This window comes from Sphingobium estronivorans, assembly GCF_008692605.1.
Classification (GTDB): Bacteria; Pseudomonadota; Alphaproteobacteria; order Sphingomonadales; family Sphingomonadaceae; genus Sphingobium; species Sphingobium estronivorans.
Map to the genome: position 1 here is coordinate 22,716 of NZ_LFCT01000030.1, position 23,659 is coordinate 46,374.

Genomic DNA, 23,659 nt, shown 5'->3' on the forward strand with positions numbered 1-23,659 from the left:
GGGAGTGGGGTCACGGCGCGCCGCCCCTCCTATTCGCCGAACCGGTATCTGAGGCGCAGACCGTACATCCGGGGCGGGCTCATCCCCACTTCAGCGACGCCGGAAACCGTGTAGGAATTCTGGTTCGGCAGCTTGATCTTTTCCTTGGTGACGTTAGTCGCGAACAGCGCGAGATCGATGGGGGACCCGCCCACGCTGTTCCAGTCCAGGTTCAGGTTGACCAGATTGCTCGACGGGGTGATCCCCATCGGGAAGCCGTTGACATATTGCGGCTCCAGCGCGTTGGTGATGTATTTCGACGTGTAGACCCATGTCGCGCCGATCGAAACCTCGCCGACGCTGCTGTCCAGCGGCAGCGTGTAGGTGCCGGTGACTGTCAGCCGGTGCTTGGGACTGTCCAGAAAGCTGCTTCCGCTCTTCACGCGGGGCGTGGCCGATGCCCAGGGCGTGCCGACCAGCTTTGGCGCCAGGTCCGTCGCGGTCGCCACCTCGACAATCTTCGTATTCAGATAAGTATAGCCGGCAGACAGGCGGAGACTGTCGAAGAACAGGGCGGACGTGTCGACTTCGATGCCGTAGGACCGGGACTTGCCCGCATTGATGATGGACGAGCCCGCATTGATACCGCGTGCCTGCGCTTCAGGCGTGGCGACAAGCAGGGCGGCAACCTGCTGGTTGGTGAGGTTGTTGTAGAAGCCTGCAATGTTGAAATATCCACTGACCGCGCCATGGAAACTGGCCTTGCCACCGATTTCGTAGGAATCGAGCTTTTCGGGCTGCCAGGCTTCGAGACCGATGAAGGCGAAGTTTATGCCCCCCTGACGATAGCCGCGCGAATATTTCGCGTAGAGCAGGTGATCGGGCGACAGCTTGTAATCCAGGCCGACCGTCCATGTCGGCGCATCCGATTTATTGGTGATGGTCTTTTCGCATGCGGACGGATCCGTGCGGGCGATGTTGGTGAACCTCGCTGTGTCCGCGCATGTCCGCCGGATGGATACGCCCGTTCTGGGATCGATGAACGATCCGGCGGCGGTGGTCAGGGCAACACGCGTCGTACGGTCGGTGGCAACGATCTTGTCGAACGTCCACCGCAGCCCGCCGGTGAGGGTCAGCTGGTCAGTGACTTTGTAGGTCGCCTGGCCGTAGATGCCGTGATTGTCGAAATTGAACCGGGTGCGGCTTTCGCCGACGCTGCCGGCCAGGATCGGGTTGGTGCAGGACAGGGTGCTGGGACGGTCGCACAGGGTGAAGATGCCCGTGGCGCTCTGGTTCCAGCTCAGCGGCCTGCTGAATTCCAGATAGCCGCCGATCGTGTAGTTCAGGCGGTCGTCGGCGGTCTTGCCCTGGATTTGCAGTTCTTCGATGAAGCTGCTTTCGGCGCCTGCGGGAGCGCCCGGTGCGATCACGTCCAGGACGACGCGGTCATAGGCCGTGCCGGCGGGAATGACGATGTCGGGAAAGGCGGGACTGATGTTCCGCGCGCGAAACCCGCCTTGATTGTTGACGTTGGCGACGACGAAATTGCTGCTGCCGGCGTCGAAATAGTCGAACTCCTTATATTCGCCGTAGCTCATGATGTTCTTGATCGTCAAATTGTCGCTGGCCTGCCATTTGGTGGTGTTGATGGTTTGCCACGTATCGATCTTGATGAAGGGATTTCTGATCCGCGTTTCCACGTCGTAGAGACTGTCGCCGCGCGCGTTCTGACGGGCCAGCTGGTCGGCACAGGAGGTCGCCTGAAGCAAGGCGAGGCCCGTCGCATTCAGGTTGCAGCCAACCATGCGCGACGCATAGCCGTGAGTATTCGAATGGCTATAGTGGAAGATCAGATAGTTTTCGAGATTGGGCGTCAGATCGCCGACGATGCTGAGGCGTCCGTACAGATAGTTGACGTCGTTGAAGTCCCTGGCGCCAATGCCGGACCGGTTTTTCATATAGCCGTCGCGGTCGTGGCGCTCGACTGTCGCCCTGATCCGGAATGTATCGGAAAGCGGCACGTTCAGGACCGCGGCAACACGCTTCTGGTCGAAATTGCCATAGGTGCCTTCGGCATAGCCTTCCAGGCTGTCGGTGGGCTTTTGCGGGGTCAGCAAGATGGCGCCGCCCGTCGTGTTTCGCCCGAACAGCGTCCCTTGCGGGCCTTTGAGGACCTGCACGTTGCCCAGATCGGTGAAGGAACCCGCGCCAACCGTGTTGCCGCCGGTCGTGCCGCCCTGTGCGCGCACGCCCACGACTTCGGCGAAATAGACGCCCGTAGACGGCGCGGTGGACAGGTCCTGGTTGAAGCCGCGAATGCTGAAGGATGCTTTTTCGGGGCCGTAACGCTGGTTGACCGACAGGGACGGCGTATAGGTGGCAAGATCCGTCGCGACGGAGATGTTCCGCTTGGTCAGGTCTGCCTGGCTATAGACGGTCAGGGACGCGGGAACATCCTGCAGGCGCTCTTCGGTCCGGCGTGCGGTGACGATGATATCGCCCGCCGTCGCTGCTGGCGTGGCCTCGCTCGGAGCCTGAGCCTGTGCCTGATGGGCCAGCCCTACCGATGCAAGCGCGCTGCATCCAAGGAGCAAGGCGCGGATAGCCTGTATATGCATGGTCTGTCTCATCTTATCCTCCCCTATTGTCCGCCTTGATTGGCATGGCGGTTATTGCTTCAAACCCATCTTGCGGCCGGGTCCTCAAAGCCCCCGCAGGCGTGGATACTGGTCCTGAAATGCGCACTTCCGAGCAGTTCGGACGCGCTCGGCCGGTGTGTGGCGATGCGCGGGACGATCTTCCCGCGATTGCAATGGCCTTGTCTGGCAAGGCGCTTTCGAAGGGTTTCGCACTTGCCGGGATAGACGAGGAAGGGTGGACGATCTATAGCCAGAAGTCCATAAATCATTAGCAGGAGTCCGGCATGGTTGATCCGGTGGCGGAGATCGTCGCGCTGCTCCAGCCAACCGCGCCCCTTTCGAAGATGGTGAGTGGCAAGGGGCGCTGGAGCACGCGCCGTTCGGGGTTCAGGCAGCCTTTCTTCTGCCTCACCCTGGAGGGGTCCGGCCGTCTGGCCGTCGACGGTCATGATCCGATCATCCTTCAGGAAGGGGATTTCACGCTGATCCCTTCGGGCGACGATTTCACCATGTCGGATCTGGAGACGGTCGCGCCCGAAACCCTGGATGTATCGATGGGCATGCTGCTGGATGGCGAGGTGCGGCATGGCATAGCGACCGGCGCGCCTGACGTACGCTACCTGGTCGGATATTGCATTTTCGGATCGCCCGACGCGGCCCTGCTGCTGTCGCTGCTACCGCAACTGGTGCATATTCGCGGCGAAGCGAGGCTGTCGACGCTGGTGCAACTCGTCGCCGAGGAAGCGCGCGGGCTGCGACCCGCGCGGGAGGTGATCCTGGCCCGGCTGCTGGAGGTCCTGCTGATCGAAGCGCTTCGTTCCACGGCGGGGACCGCGGCGTCGCCCGGCCTCTTGCGCGGGCTGGCCGACGAACGGCTGGCGCAGGCGATACGCAGCATCCACGAAAGCCCGGCCCGTCGCTGGACGATCGCGGAAATGGCGAAAAGGGCCGCTCTCTCCCGCTCGGCCTTCTTCGAACGGTTCAGCCGCGCCGTGGGCGTCGCTCCGATGGAATATCTGCTCGCCTGGCGCATGGCCATGGCCAAGGAACTGCTCCGCCGAAGCGAAGGCGATGTCGGCGTGATAGCGGAACGCGTCGGCTACGGCTCCGCGAGTGCCTTCAGCGTCGCATTCAGCCGGCATGTGGGGCTGTCGCCTACCCAATATGCGCGAGGGCAGATGGCTACCTGAGCTCGGCGTGCCGGGCTATTGTTCGGGCGGGTCGTAGATGATCGGGAAATTGGGGTGAGCCAACGGCCCATAGGCCTTGATCCCCAGCCCGTCGGTATATTCGCTCTGCGCGCCGGTATAGCGCGCGTCGCCCGGCACGAGGACGCCCGCCCATGACCAGCGCGGCCGCCCACCGCGATTGGGAGCCGTACCGTGGATCGTGCCGTTGGCGTGGACCGTGGCATCGCCCGGTTGCAGCGCAATCGGTTCGGTCAGCGTGCAGAAACGATCAATATAGGGCGCCCATTCGTCCCAAAGCGCCCCCACCTGACCGAGATTGCCGAGCTTGTGCGACCCGGAATAGAATTGCATGGCGCCCATATCCCGATCGACCCTGTCCAGCGCGATCCAGGGGGTGAGGAAGTTTGATTCCAGATACATGTGGCCGGGCGTGTCCTGGTGGAAGTCCGTGCCATTGCCCTTGCCGCTGTCGCCGGGCAGTTTTGCCATGGTTGCGTCCATCATCATGCGGATGGAACTGTCGCGGCCCAGCAGGCGCGCGGCGTTGCGGCCGAGTTCGCGCGATGTCCGGAGCGCGGCATAATGGTCATCCCGCCCGCAGTCGGGATTGCTGCGAAACCATGTCTGCCAATATTGTGTCGCCGGCGTTTCCTGCTCCAACCCCTTGCGGCCATCCACGCCGAAGGTCCGTTGGGCGCGTTCCAGCAGGATGGCGGCGCTCTGCGGGTCGATGAGGGCGGGCAGCTTTACCCATCCATGTTCGAAGAAAAAGGCGATCTCCGCATCCGTGACGGGACGAACCTGTATCTCTGCGCCTGCACCTGCCACCATCATCCATCTCCCCGCCCGAGCCTTGCCCGAGCATATTTGACAGGAAGTCGTGCAGACTGGAGAGGCGGCTGAAACCTATCTTCCAGAAGGCGCAAAGGCTTGCCAAGTCGGTTCCGTTCAGCCCATCATCCACATCCGCCTGCCTTCGGATAGGTTCACCCTGTAACGACCGACGTCCAGAATGGCGGTCGTCATCCGGCCGTCCTGCGGATTGGATTCCAAATATAATAATGCAGATGGAGTAGTTCGATGTCCGATGCCGATTTCAAGGTCGAAATCCCCGATCATCTCTGGAAGAAACAGTTTGCCAGCGACACGGTGATGAGCGCGCAGGAAATGATCGATTTCAACCTGGAACATTCGCGCAAGTTCATGGAAGGCGATTTCGACGGGATCATGGCCGAATCCATCACGGACGACGCGGTATGGGAATTCTACCCCAACCGCATCCGCATAACGGGGAAGGAAGCGCTGCGCCGCTATCACGAGATCAATTATGGCGTCGTGATCGAACAGATCGATCCGCGCAACGGCGAGGATACGCGCGAATATTATTCCACCACGACCAGCCCCAATATGTTGGCGCACGAGTTTAGCTGTGTCTACACGCGCAAGGACGGATCGACCTTCCGTGGCTATACCAACGCCGTGATCCCCTTCGCCAATGGCAAGATGTGCGGCGAGCGCATCTATCTGGATAAAGACATGGCCGAATGGTTCGAAGATGGCATGGGCGAGGAATTCTTCAATATGTCAGGCGTCGAACGCTTTTGATACCGTTTCCTGGACTGGCGGCGCGTCGACAGGTGCGGGTTCCGACGGGATAGGGTGGAAGGGCGCGCAGGCCGGACCCGGCCTGTGCGCGAAATTTCGTGAACGGTTCGTCGCGTCGATGGGATAAACGATAAAAGAGGGTGGGGGTGAATGCGCAGGCATAAGCGAATGATCATTCCGGTGGGCATCGTGCTGGCGGCGGGGGGCGGCGCGATTGCCCAGGCGGGCGGCGAGACGGTGGCCGGGGGCGGTGGCGCTTCTATCTATGGCGCCAAATGCGCATTGTGCCACGGCCAGTCGCTTCAGGGTAGCGGCGGACCGACGCTCAAGAGCGCGGCCTTCAAGGCGAAATGGGGCAGCGCGGGCGTTGACGGGCTTGCTGATTTTATCGCTCGGTCCATGCCGCCTGCGGCCGACCCCCCGCTCGACGCGGGAACTGCAAAGGAGCTTGCATCCTATCTGCTGGCGGAAAACGGTGTCGGCGCACAAGCGGCCGGTGGACAGGCTGAGGCATCCTCGCCCGCCCCCGCGCCGACCTCCTTCGTGGATGATATTTCCCGTGCCGCCGGCGAGCGGCTGAAGGCAGTCGCGGCCAGGCTGCGACCCGTCACCGACATGATGTTGCGGCATGAGGCAGGCGACGACTGGCTCGTCTGGCGGGGCAGCACCAATGCGCTCGGCTATAGCCAACTCAGCCAGATCAATCGATCTAATGTCGGGCGGTTGAGGCCGATCTGGAGCAAGTCGCTGGGATCGAGCACGAATGGCATCGGCCCGCTGGAACATGATGGCGTGATTTTCCTGCACGGCGGCGGGCACATCACCGCACTCGACGCGCTGACAGGCGACACGATCTGGAAGCGGGAGGACAAGGCGGTACCCCGGGGCCTCAGCCAGCCACGCGGAATGGCGCTCTATGGCGATGCGCTCTACGCATCGACCGTCGACAATCATCTGATGGCGCTGGACGCCCGAACTGGCGCGCTGCGCTGGGACAAGGTGATCGGTGTCAAGAACTCGCTCACCTCCGCCCCGTTGGTGGCCAATGGCCGGGTGTTTCAGGGCGGCGCTGTTTGTTTCGGCAAGGGGATGCGTTGCTTCATGGCAGCGTTTGACGCGAAGTCGGGTGAAGAGCTGTGGCGCTTCGACACCATTCCTGGCGACAATGCGCCCGGCGCGGAAAGCTGGGGCGGCGCCCCGGCATCCGAGCGCGGCGGTGCTGGCGTTTGGACTGCGCCAAGCTATGATTATGCCAATGATCAGATCGTCTTCGGCACCGGCAACACTTATTTAGTCAACACGCTGCTGAAAAACGATCCTGGAAAGCCGGAAGCGGCGCTCTATACCAATTCCACGCTGAAGCTGGACGCTCGAACCGGGAAACTCGCCTGGCATTTCCAGCATTTCCCCGGCGACGTCTGGGATGAGGATTGGGCTTTCGAGCGCATGATTGTCAAGGACCCGCGCGGGTCCGGCAGACAGGTCGCGATGTCCATGGGCAAGCTGGGCGTGCTGGAAGCACTCGATATCAAGAGCGGCAAGTATCTCTGGTCCTATGACTATGGGATTCAGGATATCATCACCGCAATCACCCCAGTCACGGGCGCTAAAACCATCAATTTGCACAAGATTCCAGGCGAGGGCCGGACTACAAAGGCTTGTCCATTCGCTGCGGGCGTCCGCAATTGGCCTGCCACATCCTATGATCCGCGCAGCGGGGTGCTGTTCATCCCGGCTCTGGATAGCTGCATGGAAGTGACCATCGACAGTTCCAACATCGCAGGGTCAGTTTGGAAAGTCACGCCGCGTCCCGGTTCCGACAACAAGTTCGGGCGGGTGACGGCGGTCGATCTGCGTACCGGCAAGACGCTGTGGGAAAACAGGCGCCGCGCGCCCGAAGCCTCGGCAGTGCTGGCGACGGCGGGCGGGTTGTTGTTCGAAGGGTCGCGCGACCGCTGGTTCCGTGCGCTGGACAGTGGCACCGGCGAGACGCTCTGGCAGACGCGGCTCAATGACACGCCCAATTCCTTCCCCATCACCTATACAGTGAAGGGCAGGCAATATGTTGCGATCGTCACCGGTGGCGGCACCTATCAGGATAATTTCGTCGCTCATCTGACACCGGAGATAGAAGCATCCACGGGCGGGCCTGCCCTGTGGGTCTTTGCCTTGGACGGAGGCGATGACGAACCGGAGCGCCTATCCTGGTTCGATCGGCTGTGGGCGGCTATCAAGAGCGTGCTCGGCCTGGGCGCGTGAATGCCATCGAAGGAGACGCATGTTGGAAACCGAATTCGAAGTCCTCGCCGAAGGGCTGAAGGCGCCCGAAGGTCCGGTGGTCATGCCGGACGGGTCGGTGCTGGTCATGGAGATGCATGCCAACCGCATCAGCCGCGTCTGGGGCGGCGGCAAGAGCGAGGTGGTCGCACAAATCGGGGGAACGCCCAATGGCGCGCAGATCGGTCCCGACGGCGCGCTCTATGTCTGCAACTGCGGCGGGGAGGGCAACAGGCCAGGCGAACATGGCGGGGGGGGGCGGATCGAGCGCGTCGATCTTGCCACCGGGAAGGTCGAGCGGATGTACGACAGTATTGATGGCCGGCCCATCAGCGCGCCCAACGATCTGGTGTTCGACGCAACGGGCGGCATGTGGTTCACCGATTTCGGCACCGTGCGCGAGCGGGTGATCGAAAAGAGCGGCCTCTACTGGTGCAAGGCGGATGGTAGCGAGATCCGCGAGGGCTATTTTGGCGGGCTGGGCTATAATGGCGTTGGCCTGTCGCCCGACGGCGGGACATTATATGTGACGGCGAGTTGGACGGGGCGACTGTTCAGCTTCGATGTGGAAGCTCCGGGGCAGCTGCGCAAGGATGCGGAAACGGACATGCCGGTGCCGGTATATGTGGGATCGGCCGCAGGGGAATCCGTGTTCGACAGTCTGGCCGTTACCGAGGCCGGCGCGGTATGCGTTGCCACCATCATCGGCGGCGGAATTACGACGTTCAAGCCTGGCGGAGAGACGCGCTTCCGGCCCTTGCCGGACCGGACTGTCACCAACATTGCCTTTGGCGGCGATGACATGCGCGATGCTTATGTGACCCTGCTGCGAACAGGCCGCCTCGTCAAAATTCGCTGGGACGAACCGGGGCTGAAGCTCCATTTCGGTTGACGGTCAGAGGGGGCTGGCCCGCGACTTTCAGGGGCGCGGGCCTTTTTCCCTCAATTCGGCTTGAGCGGGAAGACGGCGATATTCATGCCGCTGACCGAACTGACCCATAGTTCGCCCCCCACCCGCAGCGCTGTGGTGGTGAGCGGCATGGGCCGGGGTTCGAAGCGGCCGGACAGGCTCTTTGCCGCAAGCGTTTTCGGCGTGATCTCATAGACGTCGAACCGGGGCTGGCAGCTCTGGCCTTGGAAGCAGCGCGCATTGACCTCCGGGTCGTAGCGCATGCCAGTGGTGATGAGCGTTCCTTGGGCGGTCCAACGCAGATTGTCCGGCAATATGTCGATTTGCGCGGACCGAACCGGCTTGGTCTTGCCGTCCAGGGCCATGCGGACGATTTCGCGGCTGCCCGACATGGCGACATAGATGGAGCGTTCGTCCGGCGCGAGCGCCAGGCCGTTCGGGCCGGAGCCTTGCGAATAGGGCAGGGTGCGCCAGCCCTTGTCGCGCGACCACAGCCGAACGTCGCCGCCTGTCGGCCGGCCGGCGACAATGTCGGGCAGGAAATTGGTCTTCGCCTTGCCGAGGCTGGTGACGACCAGCGCGCCCGATTTCAGCTGCGCGAGCGAGTTCGCCATCATGTCGGCGGGGAGCGGCACGCAGCCCACCCAGGTGAGCGATGCGTCCTGCCGGCGCACCCGGTAAACCTCTATCGCTTCGCGACTGCCGTGATTGATGACGAAGAGCGACGGCGCGGCGCTGTCGGTGAGAGCGATGCCATGTGCCGTCAGCGCGCCCGACGCGAGAGGCCCGGGACAGTCGGCATAGGACTTTCTGTCCCAGCGGGCGCGGACGCCGGGGACCAGATTCACCGCCTGACGCGTGCGGGGGCTGACGCGGTAGAGGGCGTCGGGCGCATAACCGCTGACGATAATCCATTCGCTCCGGGCGAGCGGCGCCATGTCTTCGGGATTGGAAATGCCACAGATCGAGCTATCATTCCCATTGGCAGGGCATGTGCCGGCGGGCTGCGCGTCGGCCTTCGCGCTGGCGGCGCTGCCTGGCAGCGACGCCGCGCCCAGCATCATCGCTGCAAGGGTCGTGGCGCGGGTTCGCGCGCGCTTCGACATAGGGATGCCCATCCATTTCTCTCCTGCCCATGTTGGCGGATTATCGTTGCCAACCACATGAAATCGCGGCTGTACCCATCGGGGCTAGCATCGACAGGCTCTAAAGGCGAACAGCCGGCTGTCCTCTATCTTTGGATTGGTGCACTACGGACAATCTCAGGCTTTGTTGCGCCTCATGTCAGGGTTCGAGCCGATCCATGCAGGTCTTCACAAATGCAATGCTGTCTTCATGACCTGCGTTGATGCCGACGCTCCGATCCATGACCAACGCGGTCGTCACGGCGGTGAGGATGAAAATGGCGGCGTCGGGCGTGCAGCCCGCAGCGGCGGCATGCGGGCGAAGCGCCGTCTCGAATGCCTGCGCCTGCATCGCCCGGAAATTTTCGACATGGGCGGCCAACTCCGCCCGAACCGCTTCGTTGCGGTGGCCAAGGCCGATCATTTCCGCCATCAGCCGCCCTGCATCGCGGGCGGTGTTGACGTCCCACAGGGCATGGATCGGCCGGTCCGACGCCAGCGCTGCCTCGATATTCAGCCGATGCTTCTCACCGATATAGCGGTAGAAGGCGATCAGCAGGTCTTCGGTCGTTTCAAAATGATAGTGGACGAGTGGCGTCTTCATGCCCGCCTCTGCAGCGACGCCGCGAACGGTAAGCGCGTCATGGCCCTGCGTCTGCAAAAGACGTTCCGTTGCTTCAAGAATGAGCATCCGCGATTGATCCGCAGACAGACGCCGCCGTGTCGGCTTGTTCTTATCGACCAAATTATCGTCTCCCAATCGCGTCGACGGACCGGCTAACAAAGGTTGACAGGGTGGTCAACGAGACGTAGTCACACGCTACTGACCAATTAGTCAGTAATATCTTCAGGAGAGACAGAGCCATGTCAGGCGAAGCGATCCTCGATCCCGGCGTGCGCTCGGTGACGGATGAGGAAGTTCGGTTCTTTTTCGAAAATGGATGGGTGAAGCTGGAGCGACTGATCAGCCGCGACTATGCCGCGCAGTTGTTGAAAGGTGCCAAAAGGCTGTTTGGCGATGACGGCAATGCGCCGAACGACGAGCCTGAACTGCCAGAGGGATATCGCTGGTTTCGCACGCATGTCGGACTTGGCGACAGCGATCCGCATTACCGCGCCCTTGCCACCTCGCAGACACTGGGCCGGAACTTCGCGTGCCTGTTCGGGCGGGAAAGTTCCATTCGCAAGATGCGCGATTCCCTGCTTTTGAAACATCCGGTCGGCGGCGGGATGGCGGAGCCGACGCGTTATCATCAGGACACGCTGCAGAACTTCTTTTCGGAGGCGAACACGCTCAACATCTGGATGGCGCTCGACGAGGTCAGGCGGGAGCAGGGGGCGCTCCGCTTCTACAGCCGCTCTCATAAACTCGGCAATCTGGGCAATTTGCTGAACCCGGAAATCTGGGAGAGTTGGGCGTCCTATTTGGAAGAACATTGCACCCTCACCGACCCCATCCACTTGCAACCAGGCGATGTGACAGTGCACAGCCACTTCACCATCCATGGCACCGGGGCGAATAGCAGCCCCCATCCCCGCTGGTCATGGGGGGCGCTCTATCTCCCCGGGGACGCGCGTTATACCGGCGCGCAGAGCCCGTTCACGGACGGGCTGGGGCTGGAGCCGTTCGGTTCGCTCGACCATCCTGCTTTCCCCATCATCTACAGCCCGGGCGGACGTCATGCCGAGTGACGTTCTGGGATCCTTGCTGGCCGAGCGCGAGATCCGTCAGCAACTCTACGCAGCCTGCCGGGCTCAGGACCGGCTGGACCTGCCTCTGCTTCTGTCCGTTTGGCATGAGGGTGGGACATGGGATGATGAAGTCTTGGAAACGGGCGACCCGGTTGTGGAAGTGGCAGGCGCGATCATTGGTCAACTGGGCGCCTCCCAATGCCATGCGCATCATCTGTCCAATGTAGAGATCGTGGTCGATGGAGACCGTGCGGTCAGTCGATGCGACCTGTCTGCGGTCCGTCGATCCGCCATGATGGTCGACAGCCATGATTGGGCACAATATCTGGATCAGTGGTCCAGACGCGACGGGCGTTGGGCGATCGACGGCAGGCGGATGGTCGGGCGCGAAGCATGGACGCAGCCGGTCGAAGATGGCGGACGCGGTGAACGGTCGCGTCGGGACCTCGCCGATCCCGTCTATGCGTTGTTCGCCTTTCCGGGAAGCGATAGGGACGAAGATGCCGAGGAAGAGCGAGACCGCCGTGAAATCCTGATCGCGGAAAGGGAAATTCTGCGCCAGTTGAATCGCTATTGCCGTGGCATCGACCGCTTCGACGTCGAGCTGTGGAAATCGGTCTGGCATGATGATGCGACGCTGGATTATGAATCCGGACAGTTGAAGGGGCGGGCCATGGCAATGGCCGTCCAGATGACATTGGGACACGACGTGTACGCCGCGCATTCGCACCAGATCATGAACCCGACCATCAGGATAAAGGGCGATCGGGCCGTTAGCGAGACATGCGCGCACGCGGTACTCCGTGGATATCCCGACAGGTCCGGGATGGTCACCGACAGCCATTATCGCGGGCGATATCTGGATCGCTGGTCGTGCAGGGATGGCCGCTGGGCAATCGATCATCGCACGCTGACCGAAGAGCTGATGTGGAACCAGTCGGGGCATGGGCGGATGGGTCATGAAGCCCGGCGGGACCGTGAGGACCCATCCTATCGACTTTTTGCATCGGTGGAAGGCGGCGAGGGCGAAGAAATCGAACAATTGTCGGCCGAGCGGGCCATTCGCGCGCAAATTCACGCGCATGGCCGGGCCGAGCGCCATCAGATCGGAAATATATTGATCGTGGTCGATGGCGATCGGGCCGTCAGCGAAACCGGCGCGATCATCCTGCGTCAAGGGGAGGCTGAAGGCAATGGGCGAACCGATGACCATTGCCGCGGACGTTATCTTGACCGTTGGGCGAAGCGCGACGGGGGCTGGACGCTCGACCAGCGTCGTTTCGTCGAGGATTTCATGTGGTACCAGACTGTCGAATCCGCCGCGATCGTGCCCTAGAACCAGCTGATAACCCTGATTATCACATGTTGCACGTGATTTATCGAAAGATAGGTTTGGCAGGCCAGATACCTAACATAAAATCTCGGACGTTTCGATCGATCCGCGAACGTAGGACAAGGCATTCAGCGGACCCATGATCCGCCTGAAGACTAAAAAGGGGGAGGAAACTAGGATGCAGAAGAAATATCAGAATGGAGTGAGGCTCGGCCTCTTTCTCGCCTCTGCAATGACCAGCGGTCTTGCAGTAGCCCAGACCAACGATGTCGGCATCGACGAGATCATCGTCACCGCGCAGAAACGCGAGCAGAATCTTCAGGATGTACCGATTTCCGTCGCCGTGATCGGGCAGCAGGAATTGACCGCCAGCCGCATCACTAGCTTGCAGGACGTAGGTGCTGTGGCGCCGGGCGTTTCGGTGCGCAAGACTCCGGGCGGGCTGGGTGCCCCGCAGATCGTTGTGCGCGGCGTCGCCAGCGCGGGCGGCCTGCCAGGGTCTGACAAGTCGATTTCCATCAACATCGACGGCGTTTATGTGGGCGCCAATTATGGCTTGACCACGGACCTGCTCGACCTGGTCCGCGTCGAAGCGCTGCGCGGTCCTCAAGGCACGCTGTTCGGCCGGAATACGACCGGCGGCGCATTGAGCTTCGTGACGGCCGATCCGACGGGCGAATTCGGCGTTCGCCAGGAAGTGTCGGTCGGCAATTTCGACCAGTTCCGGTCAATCACCCATCTGGAACTGCCGCAGTTCGGGGCGTTCAGCGGCTATCTCAGCTATATGCGCAACGAGCGGGACGGTGATATCAAGAACCTGGATGCCGGCATCGTCTTCGATCGAAGCGCCGCGGGCCTTGGCCGTCAGATTTCACCCAAGACGCTGGGCGCCAACAAGACCGACGCATTCCACGCCGCGCTCAAGTTCGAACCGAGCGACAGGTTCAACCTTGTCTACAAGTTCGACTGGGCCAAGGCGATCACGACCGCCGAGGGTTCGGGCGTGATCGCCTATGATCCTGCCGTGGCGGCCGGGTTCGGGCTTTCGGCGCTCAACGTGGCGATCGCCGCCAACCCGCCCCTGTTTTCCGGGGATCGACGCCCTGACGCGGTGCATAACGCCTTTGCGGTTCCGGGGCGAATGAAGACCCAGGGGCATGTCCTGACGGCGAATCTGGACATCAATGAGGATCTGGCGCTCAAGAGCATCACGGCCTATCGCAAGGTCGATGTGTTCGGCACGCTGGACAATATCGGTCTGGGTCAGCTCTTCTATCCGGGTAATCCTGATCCCTTCTATTTCAACGTGAACCAGAATGCGAGCCGGCAGAAGCAGTGGAGCGAAGAGCTTCAACTAAACTATAATTCAAAGTTGCTGACGCTTACGTTGGGTGGCCTCTATTACAAGGAAAAGATCTCCACCGGCGCGCCGGATGGGCTGGCCGGGATTGCGAATTTCTTCACCGTTCCTCTGCCGGGCAACGTCCTGCCGGCCGGTCGCGACATCACCTTCCTCACGGCCAAGTCGGCTGCGGCCTACGGTCAGGCCGAAGTGCATATCACGCCTCAACTGGATATCGTCGGTGGTATTCGCGTGACGCGCGACACGAAGGATGGCACTTATTACAGGGCCATTCCTGCTTATGGCATTCCACTGACCGCAACGCCCTTCACCTACAAGAAGACCAAGCCGACCTATCTGGTGGGGGTCAACTATCATGTGACGGATGATATCCTGGCCTATGCCAAATTCTCGACCGGCTATATTTCAGGCGGTTCGGTCGGAGGCGTCGCTTTCGATCCGGAAACGGCGAAATCCTGGGAAGCGGGTATCAAGTCCGACTTGCTGGACCGGCACGTGCGGCTGAACCTGACCGGCTTCTTCGCCAAATATGGCAATCTGCAGCAAAGCGTGCCGGGCTATCTCGCGAACCATCCCGAACTCAACCTTGCGATGGTCAATTATGGCAATGCGGAGGCCAAGGGTTTCGAGGCGGAAGCGACCGTGGTTCCGCTCCATGGCCTGTCGCTGTCCGTTGCTGTGTCCTACACCGACTTCAAGTTCACCAAGTTCACTCCGCTTTGGCTCAGCACCATCGCCCAGTTCGGCGGATCGCCGGACAGCTTCCCGGTCTGGCTGCGTCCTTCCACTACCGCGAATCTGGCGTTCGATTATGAGTCGGATCCCAATCCAAGCCTTGGCAATGCGCGCCTGGCGATCCGCTTCGATGCCAATTATCGTTCGAAGGTGATCACTCCGGGTATCTTCACGACCGCGATCCAGCCAAGTTTCCAGAGCATCTACAAGACAGGCGGCAACTGGATCGGCAACGCCCGCGTGGCCCTGAAGGACATCACCCTGGGTTCGGGCAAGGTCGAAGTCGCGGCTTGGGCGCGTAACCTGCTGAACAATCGAGGGTCAATGTGGGGCAATTATTCCTACTTTACGGCTGGCACGACCTATGAGGCGGCGCGCACCTATGGCCTGGACATGACTGTCAGCTTCTGACCGTCATTCCCTGCTGCTTGAAGGCGCCGTCGTTCTTGAAGAGAAAAGCCCGGCCTCGTGCCGGGCTTTTTGTCGCCGGGCAAGCCGGGCCAGCGACGGCAAGGCGGCGAGAAGGGTAGATTTCGGCCATGGGCGGCGCCCGTTCTAGATTGACGTGGGGCCAGAGATAACATATTACATGTGAAATGGCATGGCGGGCAGAAATGGGTTCCGGCCTGGAGTCGGACCTGGCACCTATGTTGCCCACAAGACTAGCAAGAAATACCGGACAGGCCGAATTAGGAGGCGATCGTGACCGACGTGAAGGCAAAAAGTACCGTTATCAAAGCGAGCGAGGATGACGCGCGCAAATATTGGCTGGATGAAGGCCGTCAGCCCGGCGGCACCGTCCGCGAAATAGATCATTCCCAATATCATGAAGGCGTGCATCCGCTGTTCGAAGGCATCAAGATCATCGACTGCGACACCCATTTCACCGAGCCGCCAGATCTTTTCCAGCGCAATGCGCCCGCCCACCTCAAGGACAAGATGCCGCGTGTCGTCGAAAAGAACGGCATCGTGCGTTGGTATGTCGGTGACAAGGATTTCGGTTCCTATGGCGGCAATGTCGTCAGCAAGGAACGTAACAAGCTGCTTGGCCGCTTGTCCTATACCAATTACGACTTGATCCACCCCGGCTCGTTCAAGGTGAAAGAGCGGCTGGAGGAAATGGATCGCATGGGCGTCTGGGGCCATATCTGCTTCCAGAATGGCGGCGTGACCCAGGCCGGTGCGCTGCTGGGTCTGGACAAGGATCTCCGTGATACCATCATCCGCATCTATAACGACGTCTGCATCGAGCGGATGGAGGAGTCGGGTGGTCGGATCATGGGCATGGCGCAGTTGCCCTATTGGGACAACAAGTTCCTGCTCGAAGAAGCGCGTCGCATGATCGATATGGGCATCAAGGGCTTCGTTCTGCCCGATCGGCCCGAGCGCGCAGGCGATTCCTATCTTGGGGAAGGCGGCGTCATTAACCCGGTTTGGGAAGAGTTTTTCGATCTGTGCAACTCGACTGGCACATCGATGAACTTCCACCTGAATTCAGCGCTGGATTCGAGCACGGCGATCTGGGACAATCTGAATTTCTACCAGACTCAGACGGTCGTGACGATGCTCCACACGCTGGCGATCTCCGTCAGCATGGCGACCTTCATGGTTTCGGGCATTCTGGACAAATATGAGGATCTGAAGCTCGGCTTGATTGAAAGCGGGATCGGTTACATGCCGTTCGTGCTGGAATGCCTCGACCATCAATTCAATGAGATGCTGGTGCCCGAGATGACCGGTCTCAAAAAGCGCCCGAAGGAATATTTCGCTAAGAACTTCTGGGTCTCCTACTGGTTCGAGAAATATGGCCCGCAGAAGATGCTCGAAGAGATCGGCTATGATCGCGTGATGTTTGAGACCGACTTCCCGCATCCGACTTCGATCTATCCGGGCATTCAGGAACGCGCGGTCGAATCAATCGGACATCTCGATTATGAAAAGCGTAAAATGGTACTCTCCACCAATGCGGCTACACTGTTCAACATCGACCTCTGATTGAAAGCGAACGTGAATAGATAGTGAAATCATCACGAAGAACCGTATAAGATCAGTTAAATGTGAAAATTCCAAAGTACCAAGAGCGCTCCCGTGTTATGCGGAAGCGCTCTTTTTTTCTGGGTCAGGGACTGAACCGATCTCGCTGCGGAAGGCTGCGGCAGCCTGCGGAAAGATAGGTTACGCGCAGGAGCGGTGATGAGATGCATAGTCTCCCAAACCATCAGACAGCACATGAAGTGCAATGCATTTTACCAGGGGAGAGGAAGCCATGACGCTTAAGGAGAAAGCCCGAGTCGGCCTTCTGCGAGGCACATTTCTGGCCGGAAGTGCACTGTTCGCGCTTGCCGCAACCGCTGAGGCGCAAACGGCGGAAGACGCGCCTGCTGCATCCGCAGGCGACATAATCGTGACTGCACGTCGGTCCGAAGAACGGCTTCAGGATGTTCCGATCTCGATCAGTGTTTTCAATCAGGAAGATCTGACGAAGCGAAATGTTGCCGTTGCCACGGACCTGGCGACTTACACCCCTTCGCTCAGCGTCAACCAGCGCTACGGCCCGGAAAAGGCATCCTTTGCCATTCGCGGCTTCAACCAGACCAACAATACGGCTCCCACCGTAGGCATGTACTTCGCCGAAGTCGTCGGTGTGCGCGCCCAGGGCGGCACGACGTCCGGCAATACGGTGGGCGCCGGCGCCTTCAGTGATCTGGCCAATGTGCAGGTTCTCAAGGGGCCACAGGGCACGCTGTTCGGCCGCAATACGACCGGGGGTGCCATCCTGCTCACGCCGCAAAAACCCACGGACAAGTTCGAAGGATTTGCCGAGGGGACTTACGGCAATTATGATCAGGTCCGCCTGACCGGCGCGCTCAACGTCCCACTCGCCGATACCTTCAAGGTTCGTTTGACTGTAGAGCGAAATTCGCGCGACGGTTATATGAAGAACCATGCGCCCGTTGGCGCAAGGGACTTCAACGACGTCAATTATTTCTACGGGCGGCTCAGTGTTGTTGCCGATCTCACGCCGAACCTCGAAAACTACATGATTGCGCACTATAGCCGGTCGCGCACCCATGGTTATGCCTCCCGCATAAACAACTGCAATGTGGGTGGCACTGGCACGACCCTCTTGCAGTCATTATCCTGCCAGGATCAGCTTACGCGACAGACAGCGCGAGGCGATGGCCCCTACGATGTCGAAAATAGCCTAGTCAATCCTTTCGAGCATCTTGAACAGTGGCAGATCATCAACACTACCACATGGCAGGCAAGCGATACGATCACGCTCAAGAATATCGCCAGCTACGGCGAATTTCGTGAGAGGATGAATCTCGCTTATCTGTCCACCAACTTCACCACGCCGAATCAGAATAATAGCGGGGGCTTTACCCTGTTCGGCAATTTTATCCCGGCGGGTCAGCCCTATATTCTTTTCGCTACCAACGGGGCGGGGAAGGGCAGCTATGCCGCCGCCGAGTCCACAGTTACGGAGGAATTGCAGCTCCAGGGCAAGAGCGCAGATGGCCGCATCAATTATGTTCTTGGTGGATATCTGGAGTTCAGCCGGCCGATCGGGTTCAGCAACACGATTTCGCCCAACTTCCTGAACTGTGTCGATGGTGAGAATTTCAACTGCACCAATCCTCTGGGTTTCGGAAACTTCTCCGAGGCGCGGACGAAGATGGCCTTTGATAATCATGGCATCTACGGACAGGGCACCTATAAGTTCTCCGACCAGCTATCCTTGACGGCAGGTGCGCGTTGGACCTTCGACAAGATCGTGGGGACCGGGCAGGGAACTCGTATTTCCTTCTCGACGGCACCGGGTTCATACATCGATCCGCGTACCGGCATGTCGATCCGCCGGACCTGCACGGACACTGTGACCTATCCCGGCAAGGTCGTTCAGGCTTCTAGCCAATGTTCAACGCATCGTGAGAATAAATCGGACAAGCCGACCTGGGTCATCGATCTCGACTTCAAGCCGATTCCTGATCTGCTGCTTTATGGGAAATATGCGCGCGGTTACCGTCAAGGTGGCATCAACTTCAATTCCGTGGGCTTTGAGACCTGGGGTCCGGAAAGCATGGATAGCTATGAAGGCGGCGCCAAGTTCAGCTTCAATGGCGGGATTAAGGGCTATTTCAATGTCGCCGGCTTCTATAACAAGCTGTCGGATGTCCAGGTGCTGGCACAGTTGATCCCCACAGCGGCGTCTCAGCAAGCAGGAATCAGCGGTGCTTCAGCAATCCTGAACGCGGGTAAAGCGCGCTCCTACGGCGTAGAAGTCGATACGTCCCTGTTGTTCTTCGATCGGCTTCGCCTGTCGGCCAGCTACGCCTATCTGAACACCAAGATCGTGAAGATCGACTCTCCGTCGGAATTGGCTGCCCAACTGGTCGGGACGCCATTTGGGTCGGTCAACCCACAAGTCGCCCAGGGAACTGGCTTCCTGGATACGCCCAAGCATAAGCTGAGCGTCGACGCAAATTACACGCTACCGCTGGATGAAAGCCTGGGCTCGCTGTCGGTCGGAGCGACCTGGACCTATACGTCGACGGTCGTGACCAACTATAGCGATCCGCGATATGTGAGCGGCTATCCAGTCGGGATCACACCGTCCAACAATCTGGTCAACTTGAACCTTGACTGGAAAGAAGTGGCCGGCACGCCGATCAACCTTTCGCTCTTCGTCACCAACCTGACGAAGGAGGTGATCAAGATCCCGAACCAGTTCCCTTACGCCTTCTCCGGTGGTGCGGTACATTCGGGCTATCTGCCGCCGCGCATGTATGGTCTGCGTCTGCGGTATAATTTCGGCGGGTAAGACTGGTCTGGCTCAGGTCGGAGTCGATCCTGAATGGAGGAAGGGCGCACATTTCCAAAGCGTGTGCGCCCTTCCATTTTTCTGCTCGTGCCGGTTCCGCGGCCGCCCGGTTTCAATCCGGCACAACAATTTGGGGAGAGGCGATTTGAAAACGAGAATTGTGACCGTGCTGGCCGGGCTGGCCGTCTCGCTTCTTCCGGCGCAATCCGCTTCCGGCCGGCCATCACCGTTGGAAACTGTGAAGCCGATCGCGCTGCCGAATGTGGAGGATATGGCCGTCCTGCCGGGCGGGCGATGGCTGATCGCCAGCAGCATGAGTTCCGACGACATCAAACCCGGCCTCTATGCCGTGGAAACCGCAACAGCGCGGTTCGAGCAACTTTATCCCGACAATGGCGCCACTTCTCCGGCAGCTTCGTCGCTACGCCCCTCCAGCACCGCCCGATCGGCCTGTCCGGCTGAACTTGCCTCCGGCGAATTTTCCGGTCACGGCATATCCTATCGGCCGACGTCCGCTCGCGGCGGCGAGCTATATGTGGTCAATCATGGAGGTCGGGAATCGATCGAAATATTCGATGTTGAGTTACCTCGCGCAGTTGGCGTCGCACCGAAGCTGAGATGGAAGGACTGTATTCTGGCGCCTGCCGGGACGGTAGGTAATGCTGTGGCATGGACCCATGACGGACGAATCTATGCGACGGTGACGCCCGTGGTGAATGGCATGCCCCAGACCGGCGACATCCGCTACTGGACGGCTTCGTCCGGTTGGACGAGCTTGCCGGGCAGCGCGGTGGAAGTTCCTACCGGCATCGCGATCGCCCCCGATGGGCGGAAGATCTATGTCTCCTCCTTCCCGACGCGCAAGGTGATAGAGCTGACGCCAGGCAAAATCCCCGCGCGGCGCGAGGTTGCGGTAACGTTCGGTGCGGACAATCTCAGCGTGGCGAAAGATGGAGCGATCCTGGTTGGCGGACTAGACGGCAAGCCTGCAGATATCATGCGATCCTGTCCCGGATCGGACAGTCCGACATGCCGATTCACCGGCTATGTCGCTCGCATCAATCCAGCCTCGCTTACAGTTAGCTGCACGCTGTCGCTTGGCCCCACAGTGACAACGACCGCCACCCAGGTCGGAAAGTTGCTGTGGTTCGGTTCGAGCCGCGCCCCACGCATATGGCGCGCACCCGTCGCAGCACTGAAAAACTGCCCCGGCTCGTTCGATGTCGGTGCGGGTCGGGCAGGAGATGAGTAGATTTCAAATCCTACCGCACCTACGCCGCCAATGGAGCTGTATCGTCAGAAAGGCCTGTCATGAATGAATCCCAAGTCGGACAGGCGGACGGAGAATTGTCCCTCGGCTGGCGATTGCTACTGGCGAGTGCCTTTGGGGTCGGATTCGGATCAATCGGATTCGTCACTTATTCGATCGGTGCGTTTATTGATCCGCTGGGGCGGGAATTCGGATGGACGCGCACGCAGGTCCAGGGGGCGATAGCTTTCGGCGTCGGCCTGGGCGGCTTCTTCGCCCCGATCGTGGGCTATATGATCGACCGTTATGGCGGCCGAACGATCGCGCTATGGGGACTCGTCGGTGTCGCCGTCGGATATTTGATGGCGGGCGCTTCGCAAGGTTCGCTCAGCTTTTTCTACCTTGCTTATGCCGCTGTCGCGCTGCTGGGAGCGGGGAGCGGCCCGGTAAGTTGGACCCGCGCCGTTGCGAACCATTTCCACGAGCGCCGGGGACTTGCCCTGGCATTGACCCTGTCGGGAACAGGCATGGCGGCGATTTTCGTGCCGCCCTACACAGTCTATGTCGTGGAAAATTACGGCTGGCGTGTGGGTTATATAGCGCTGGCCCTGCTGCCCATGATCGCCCTCGCACTGGCGGCGCTTTTCTTCTTCCCTGACCGGTCCTCCCGGGGACGTATGGCGGCGGTCGATGAGCGGACGCTGACGGGCTTCACCTTGCGCGAGGCAGTTCGCTCCTTTCGTTTCTGGTTGCTCCTGGCATCGATCCTGACCATGTATATCGGAATCACGGGCATAGTGCCTAACCTCATTCCGGCGCTGACCGACAAGGGGTTCACTCCCGCGGCAGCGGCATCGATACAGAGCGGCTATGGAATCTCACTCATCATCGCGCGTCTGGGAATCGGCTGGCTGCTGGACCGTTTTTGGGGGCCAGGGGTCGCCGCCGTCACGCTGACCTCTCCGGTCATCGCCTGCCTTATATTGATGGGCGAGCCGAGCTATGCGGCGGCAATGCTGGCATCGGTACTGGTCGGCGCGGCGGCGGGCGCGGAACTGGACCTGCTCGCCTATTTCGCGGCGCGCTATTTCGGGCTGCGCAACTATGGGCGGATTTACGGGTTGCTTTACACGGGCGTCGCGCTGGGGGCGGGCCTAGGCCCGATATCCTTTGCCTATCTGTCGCAGATCAGCGGTTCCTATACGGCGAGTTTTCAGGTCGCGCTTGGCCTGTTCGCCTTCGGCGGCGTCAGTATCCTGTTCATGGGCCGCTATCCGCAAGGGCATGTCGGCAGCAACGCCAGACGGACTTGAACTTTCACCTAAGCAGTACCAACTCCTCAGCCATGCTGGGATGGAGCGCGATGGTGTCGTCAAAGGCCTGTTTGGTAAGACCTGCCTTTACCGCGACGGCCGCCGCCTGCAATATTTCTGGCGCGTCGGGGCCAATCATGTGCAAGCCGACGACACGCTCAGTCGCAGCATCGACCACCATCTTGTAGAGCGCGCGCTCGTCCCGCCCGGCAAGCACATTCTTCATAGCCCGGAAATCCGACGTGTAGACCTTGACCGCGCCAAGCCTGTCGCGCGCCTCCGCCTCGGTCATGCCAACGGCGGCAATCGGAGGATGACTGAACACCGCCGAAGGGATGCAGCCATAGTCTACCGTGCGCGGGTTGCCGCCGAAGACGGTATCAGCAAAGGCATGTCCTTCGCGGATGGCGACGGGGGTCAGTTGCACCCGGTCGGTCACGTCGCCCACGGCGTAGATGCTCTCGACGCTGGTGCGGCTATGGTCATCGACCCTGATCGCGCCCTTTCCGTCCAACTCGACGCCGACATCCTCGAGCCCCAATTCGTCGCTCTTGGGCCTGCGTCCGGTCGCGAAGATCAGCAGGTCGCAATCGATGGGATCGCCATCCCTGATATGGACGCGCAGCGTGCCATCCTCCCGCTTTCCCACCCGTTCCAGCGGGGCGTTGAAGCGGAAGTTGATACCCTTGCTGAGGCTGATCTGGAGCAGCCGGTCGCGAATTTGCGCGTCATAGCCGCGCAGCATCTGGTCCGATCGGTTGACCAGCGTCACATGGGCGCCAAATTCGTTGAAGATGCCCGCAAATTCATTGGCGATATAGCCGCCGCCCGCGATCACGACGCGCCTTGGGCATTCGTCCAGATGGAAGACCTCGTTGGAGGTGATACCATGCTCCGCGCCCTCAATCTCCGGGAGCATCGGCCAGGCGCCGGTGGCGATGAGAATATATTTCGCCGTGATCGCCCGGCCGCTGGCGAGCGTTACCGAATGGACGCCAGTGATTGTCGCCCGTTCCCGGAACAGCCGGACGTTGTGGCTTTCCAGCGTATTGCCATACATGCCCTCCAACCGGTCGACATCAGCCAGCACATTGTTGCGCAGCACCGTCCAGTCGAAATCGCAGTCGGGCACGTTCCAGCCGAAACGGCGCGCGTCCTTCAGGTCCTCGGCGAAATGGGCGCCATAGACGAGCAGCTTCTTGGGGACGCAGCCGCGAATGACGCAGGTTCCCCCGACGCGATATTCCTCTGCGATGGCGACGCTGGCGCCATGGCTCGCCGCGATCCGCGCCGCCCGCACGCCGCCCGATCCGGCGCCGATGACAAACAGGTCGAAATCATAGGGCATGGCGGCGGCTCCGTTCATAGTTTCTCCGGAGCGTTTCCTCAGCGACAAGCGTTCGCCCCGGACCTGCCGAAGGGAAG

16 protein-coding genes are annotated in these 23,659 nt (G+C 60.5%); 11 read left to right on the forward strand and 5 right to left on the reverse strand.

Features of this window, described 5'->3' with window-relative positions:
* Nucleotides 1-29 precede the first annotated feature (29 nt).
* On the reverse strand, nt 30-2,609 hold the full coding sequence (locus F7P65_RS18835; RefSeq protein ID WP_150294502.1) for a TonB-dependent receptor: 2,580 nt from the start codon (nt 2,607-2,609) through the stop codon (nt 30-32).
* Nucleotides 2,610-2,902: 293 nt separating this feature from the next.
* Here F7P65_RS18835 and F7P65_RS18845 point away from each other — a divergent pair, with 293 nt between their 5' ends.
* Nucleotides 2,903-3,808 (forward strand): AraC family transcriptional regulator, encoded by a 906-nt coding sequence (locus tag F7P65_RS18845; RefSeq protein ID WP_150294508.1) that lies wholly within the window; start codon nt 2,903-2,905, stop codon nt 3,806-3,808.
* 15 nt (nt 3,809-3,823) lie between these two features.
* Here the strand turns inward: F7P65_RS18845 and F7P65_RS18850 are convergent, their stop codons facing one another.
* Nucleotides 3,824-4,642 carry a phytanoyl-CoA dioxygenase family protein gene (locus F7P65_RS18850; RefSeq protein ID WP_150294512.1) on the reverse strand — a complete coding sequence of 273 codons (819 nt, stop codon included), beginning with the start codon at nt 4,640-4,642 and terminating at the stop codon, nt 3,824-3,826.
* Between the two features lie 246 nt (nt 4,643-4,888).
* Between F7P65_RS18850 and F7P65_RS18855 the strand changes: the two genes are divergently transcribed.
* The 3 genes from F7P65_RS18855 to F7P65_RS18865 all read left to right on the forward strand — a co-directional run bounded on the left by F7P65_RS18855 (nt 4,889) and on the right by F7P65_RS18865 (nt 8,582).
* Complete coding sequence (locus F7P65_RS18855; RefSeq protein WP_150294516.1) at nt 4,889-5,413, forward strand: nuclear transport factor 2 family protein; 525 nt, start codon at nt 4,889-4,891, stop codon at nt 5,411-5,413.
* A 168-nt stretch (nt 5,414-5,581) separates the two neighbouring features.
* Nucleotides 5,582-7,672 carry an outer membrane protein assembly factor BamB family protein gene (locus tag F7P65_RS18860; RefSeq protein ID WP_240334392.1) on the forward strand — a complete coding sequence of 697 codons (2,091 nt, stop codon included), beginning with the start codon at nt 5,582-5,584 and terminating at the stop codon, nt 7,670-7,672.
* Nucleotides 7,673-7,691: 19 nt separating this feature from the next.
* A complete protein-coding gene (locus F7P65_RS18865) occupies nt 7,692-8,582 on the forward strand; it encodes an SMP-30/gluconolactonase/LRE family protein (RefSeq protein WP_150294523.1) in 891 nt (296 codons plus the stop codon).
* Nucleotides 8,583-8,632: 50 nt separating this feature from the next.
* Here the strand turns inward: F7P65_RS18865 and F7P65_RS18870 are convergent, their stop codons facing one another.
* Both F7P65_RS18870 and F7P65_RS18875 read right to left on the reverse strand, forming a co-directional pair.
* Nucleotides 8,633-9,718: an SMP-30/gluconolactonase/LRE family protein gene (locus F7P65_RS18870; RefSeq protein ID WP_150294526.1), complete on the reverse strand. Its 1,086-nt coding sequence runs from the start codon at nt 9,716-9,718 to the stop codon at nt 8,633-8,635.
* A 166-nt stretch (nt 9,719-9,884) separates the two neighbouring features.
* The gene (locus tag F7P65_RS18875) at nt 9,885-10,415 is read right to left on the reverse strand and encodes a TetR/AcrR family transcriptional regulator (RefSeq protein WP_150294528.1); all 531 of its coding nucleotides are present in this window, start codon (nt 10,413-10,415) and stop codon (nt 9,885-9,887) included.
* A 173-nt stretch (nt 10,416-10,588) separates the two neighbouring features.
* Here F7P65_RS18875 and F7P65_RS18880 point away from each other — a divergent pair, with 173 nt between their 5' ends.
* From F7P65_RS18880 to F7P65_RS18910, 7 genes are all read left to right on the forward strand, one after another.
* Entirely contained in the window at nt 10,589-11,416 is an 828-nt protein-coding gene (locus F7P65_RS18880) for a phytanoyl-CoA dioxygenase family protein (RefSeq protein ID WP_150294530.1), read from the forward strand.
* Entirely contained in the window at nt 11,406-12,752 is a 1,347-nt protein-coding gene (locus F7P65_RS18885; RefSeq protein ID WP_162854711.1) for a nuclear transport factor 2 family protein, read from the forward strand. The genes F7P65_RS18880 and F7P65_RS18885 overlap by 11 nt, the downstream gene beginning before the upstream one ends.
* A 175-nt stretch (nt 12,753-12,927) precedes the next feature.
* Complete coding sequence (locus F7P65_RS18890) at nt 12,928-15,258, forward strand: TonB-dependent receptor (protein ID WP_162854712.1); 2,331 nt, start codon at nt 12,928-12,930, stop codon at nt 15,256-15,258.
* Nucleotides 15,259-15,549: 291 nt separating this feature from the next.
* On the forward strand, nt 15,550-16,842 hold the full coding sequence (locus tag F7P65_RS18895) for an amidohydrolase family protein (RefSeq protein WP_240334393.1): 1,293 nt from the start codon (nt 15,550-15,552) through the stop codon (nt 16,840-16,842).
* Nucleotides 16,843-17,113: 271 nt separating this feature from the next.
* Complete coding sequence (locus F7P65_RS18900) at nt 17,114-19,672, forward strand: TonB-dependent receptor (RefSeq protein ID WP_162854713.1); 2,559 nt, start codon at nt 17,114-17,116, stop codon at nt 19,670-19,672.
* A gap of 145 nt (nt 19,673-19,817) precedes the next feature.
* The gene (locus tag F7P65_RS18905) at nt 19,818-20,924 is read left to right on the forward strand and encodes an SMP-30/gluconolactonase/LRE family protein (protein ID WP_150294538.1); all 1,107 of its coding nucleotides are present in this window, start codon (nt 19,818-19,820) and stop codon (nt 20,922-20,924) included.
* 59 nt (nt 20,925-20,983) lie between these two features.
* Nucleotides 20,984-22,234: an MFS transporter gene (locus F7P65_RS18910; protein ID WP_150294540.1), complete on the forward strand. Its 1,251-nt coding sequence runs from the start codon at nt 20,984-20,986 to the stop codon at nt 22,232-22,234.
* A gap of 4 nt (nt 22,235-22,238) precedes the next feature.
* Here F7P65_RS18910 and gorA read toward each other — a convergent pair whose 3' ends face one another.
* On the reverse strand, nt 22,239-23,600 hold the full coding sequence (gene gorA, locus F7P65_RS18915) for a glutathione-disulfide reductase (RefSeq protein WP_240334394.1): 1,362 nt from the start codon (nt 23,598-23,600) through the stop codon (nt 22,239-22,241).
* Between the last annotated feature and the right edge of the window lie 59 nt (nt 23,601-23,659).

Bases quoted from the DNA above. Each gene is read 5' to 3' on its own strand.
- F7P65_RS18880 (WP_150294530.1), top strand. From the start codon at position 10,589: ATGTCAGGCGAAGCGATCCTCGATCCCGGCGTGCGCTCGGTGACGGAT.
- F7P65_RS18870 (WP_150294526.1), bottom strand. From the start codon at position 9,718: ATGGGCATCCCTATGTCGAAGCGCGCGCGAACCCGCGCCACGACCCTT.
- F7P65_RS18885 (WP_162854711.1), top strand. From the start codon at position 11,406: ATGCCGAGTGACGTTCTGGGATCCTTGCTGGCCGAGCGCGAGATCCGT.
- F7P65_RS18910 (WP_150294540.1), top strand. From the start codon at position 20,984: ATGAATGAATCCCAAGTCGGACAGGCGGACGGAGAATTGTCCCTCGGC.
- F7P65_RS18865 (WP_150294523.1), top strand. From the start codon at position 7,692: ATGTTGGAAACCGAATTCGAAGTCCTCGCCGAAGGGCTGAAGGCGCCC.
- F7P65_RS18845 (WP_150294508.1), top strand. From the start codon at position 2,903: ATGGTTGATCCGGTGGCGGAGATCGTCGCGCTGCTCCAGCCAACCGCG.
- F7P65_RS18890 (WP_162854712.1), top strand. From the start codon at position 12,928: ATGCAGAAGAAATATCAGAATGGAGTGAGGCTCGGCCTCTTTCTCGCC.
- F7P65_RS18850 (WP_150294512.1), bottom strand. From the start codon at position 4,642: ATGATGGTGGCAGGTGCAGGCGCAGAGATACAGGTTCGTCCCGTCACG.
- F7P65_RS18875 (WP_150294528.1), bottom strand. From the start codon at position 10,415: ATGCTCATTCTTGAAGCAACGGAACGTCTTTTGCAGACGCAGGGCCAT.
- F7P65_RS18835 (WP_150294502.1), bottom strand. From the start codon at position 2,609: ATGAGACAGACCATGCATATACAGGCTATCCGCGCCTTGCTCCTTGGA.
- F7P65_RS18855 (WP_150294516.1), top strand. From the start codon at position 4,889: ATGTCCGATGCCGATTTCAAGGTCGAAATCCCCGATCATCTCTGGAAG.
- gorA (WP_240334394.1), bottom strand. From the start codon at position 23,600: ATGAACGGAGCCGCCGCCATGCCCTATGATTTCGACCTGTTTGTCATC.
- F7P65_RS18900 (WP_162854713.1), top strand. From the start codon at position 17,114: ATGACGCTTAAGGAGAAAGCCCGAGTCGGCCTTCTGCGAGGCACATTT.
- F7P65_RS18860 (WP_240334392.1), top strand. From the start codon at position 5,582: ATGATCATTCCGGTGGGCATCGTGCTGGCGGCGGGGGGCGGCGCGATT.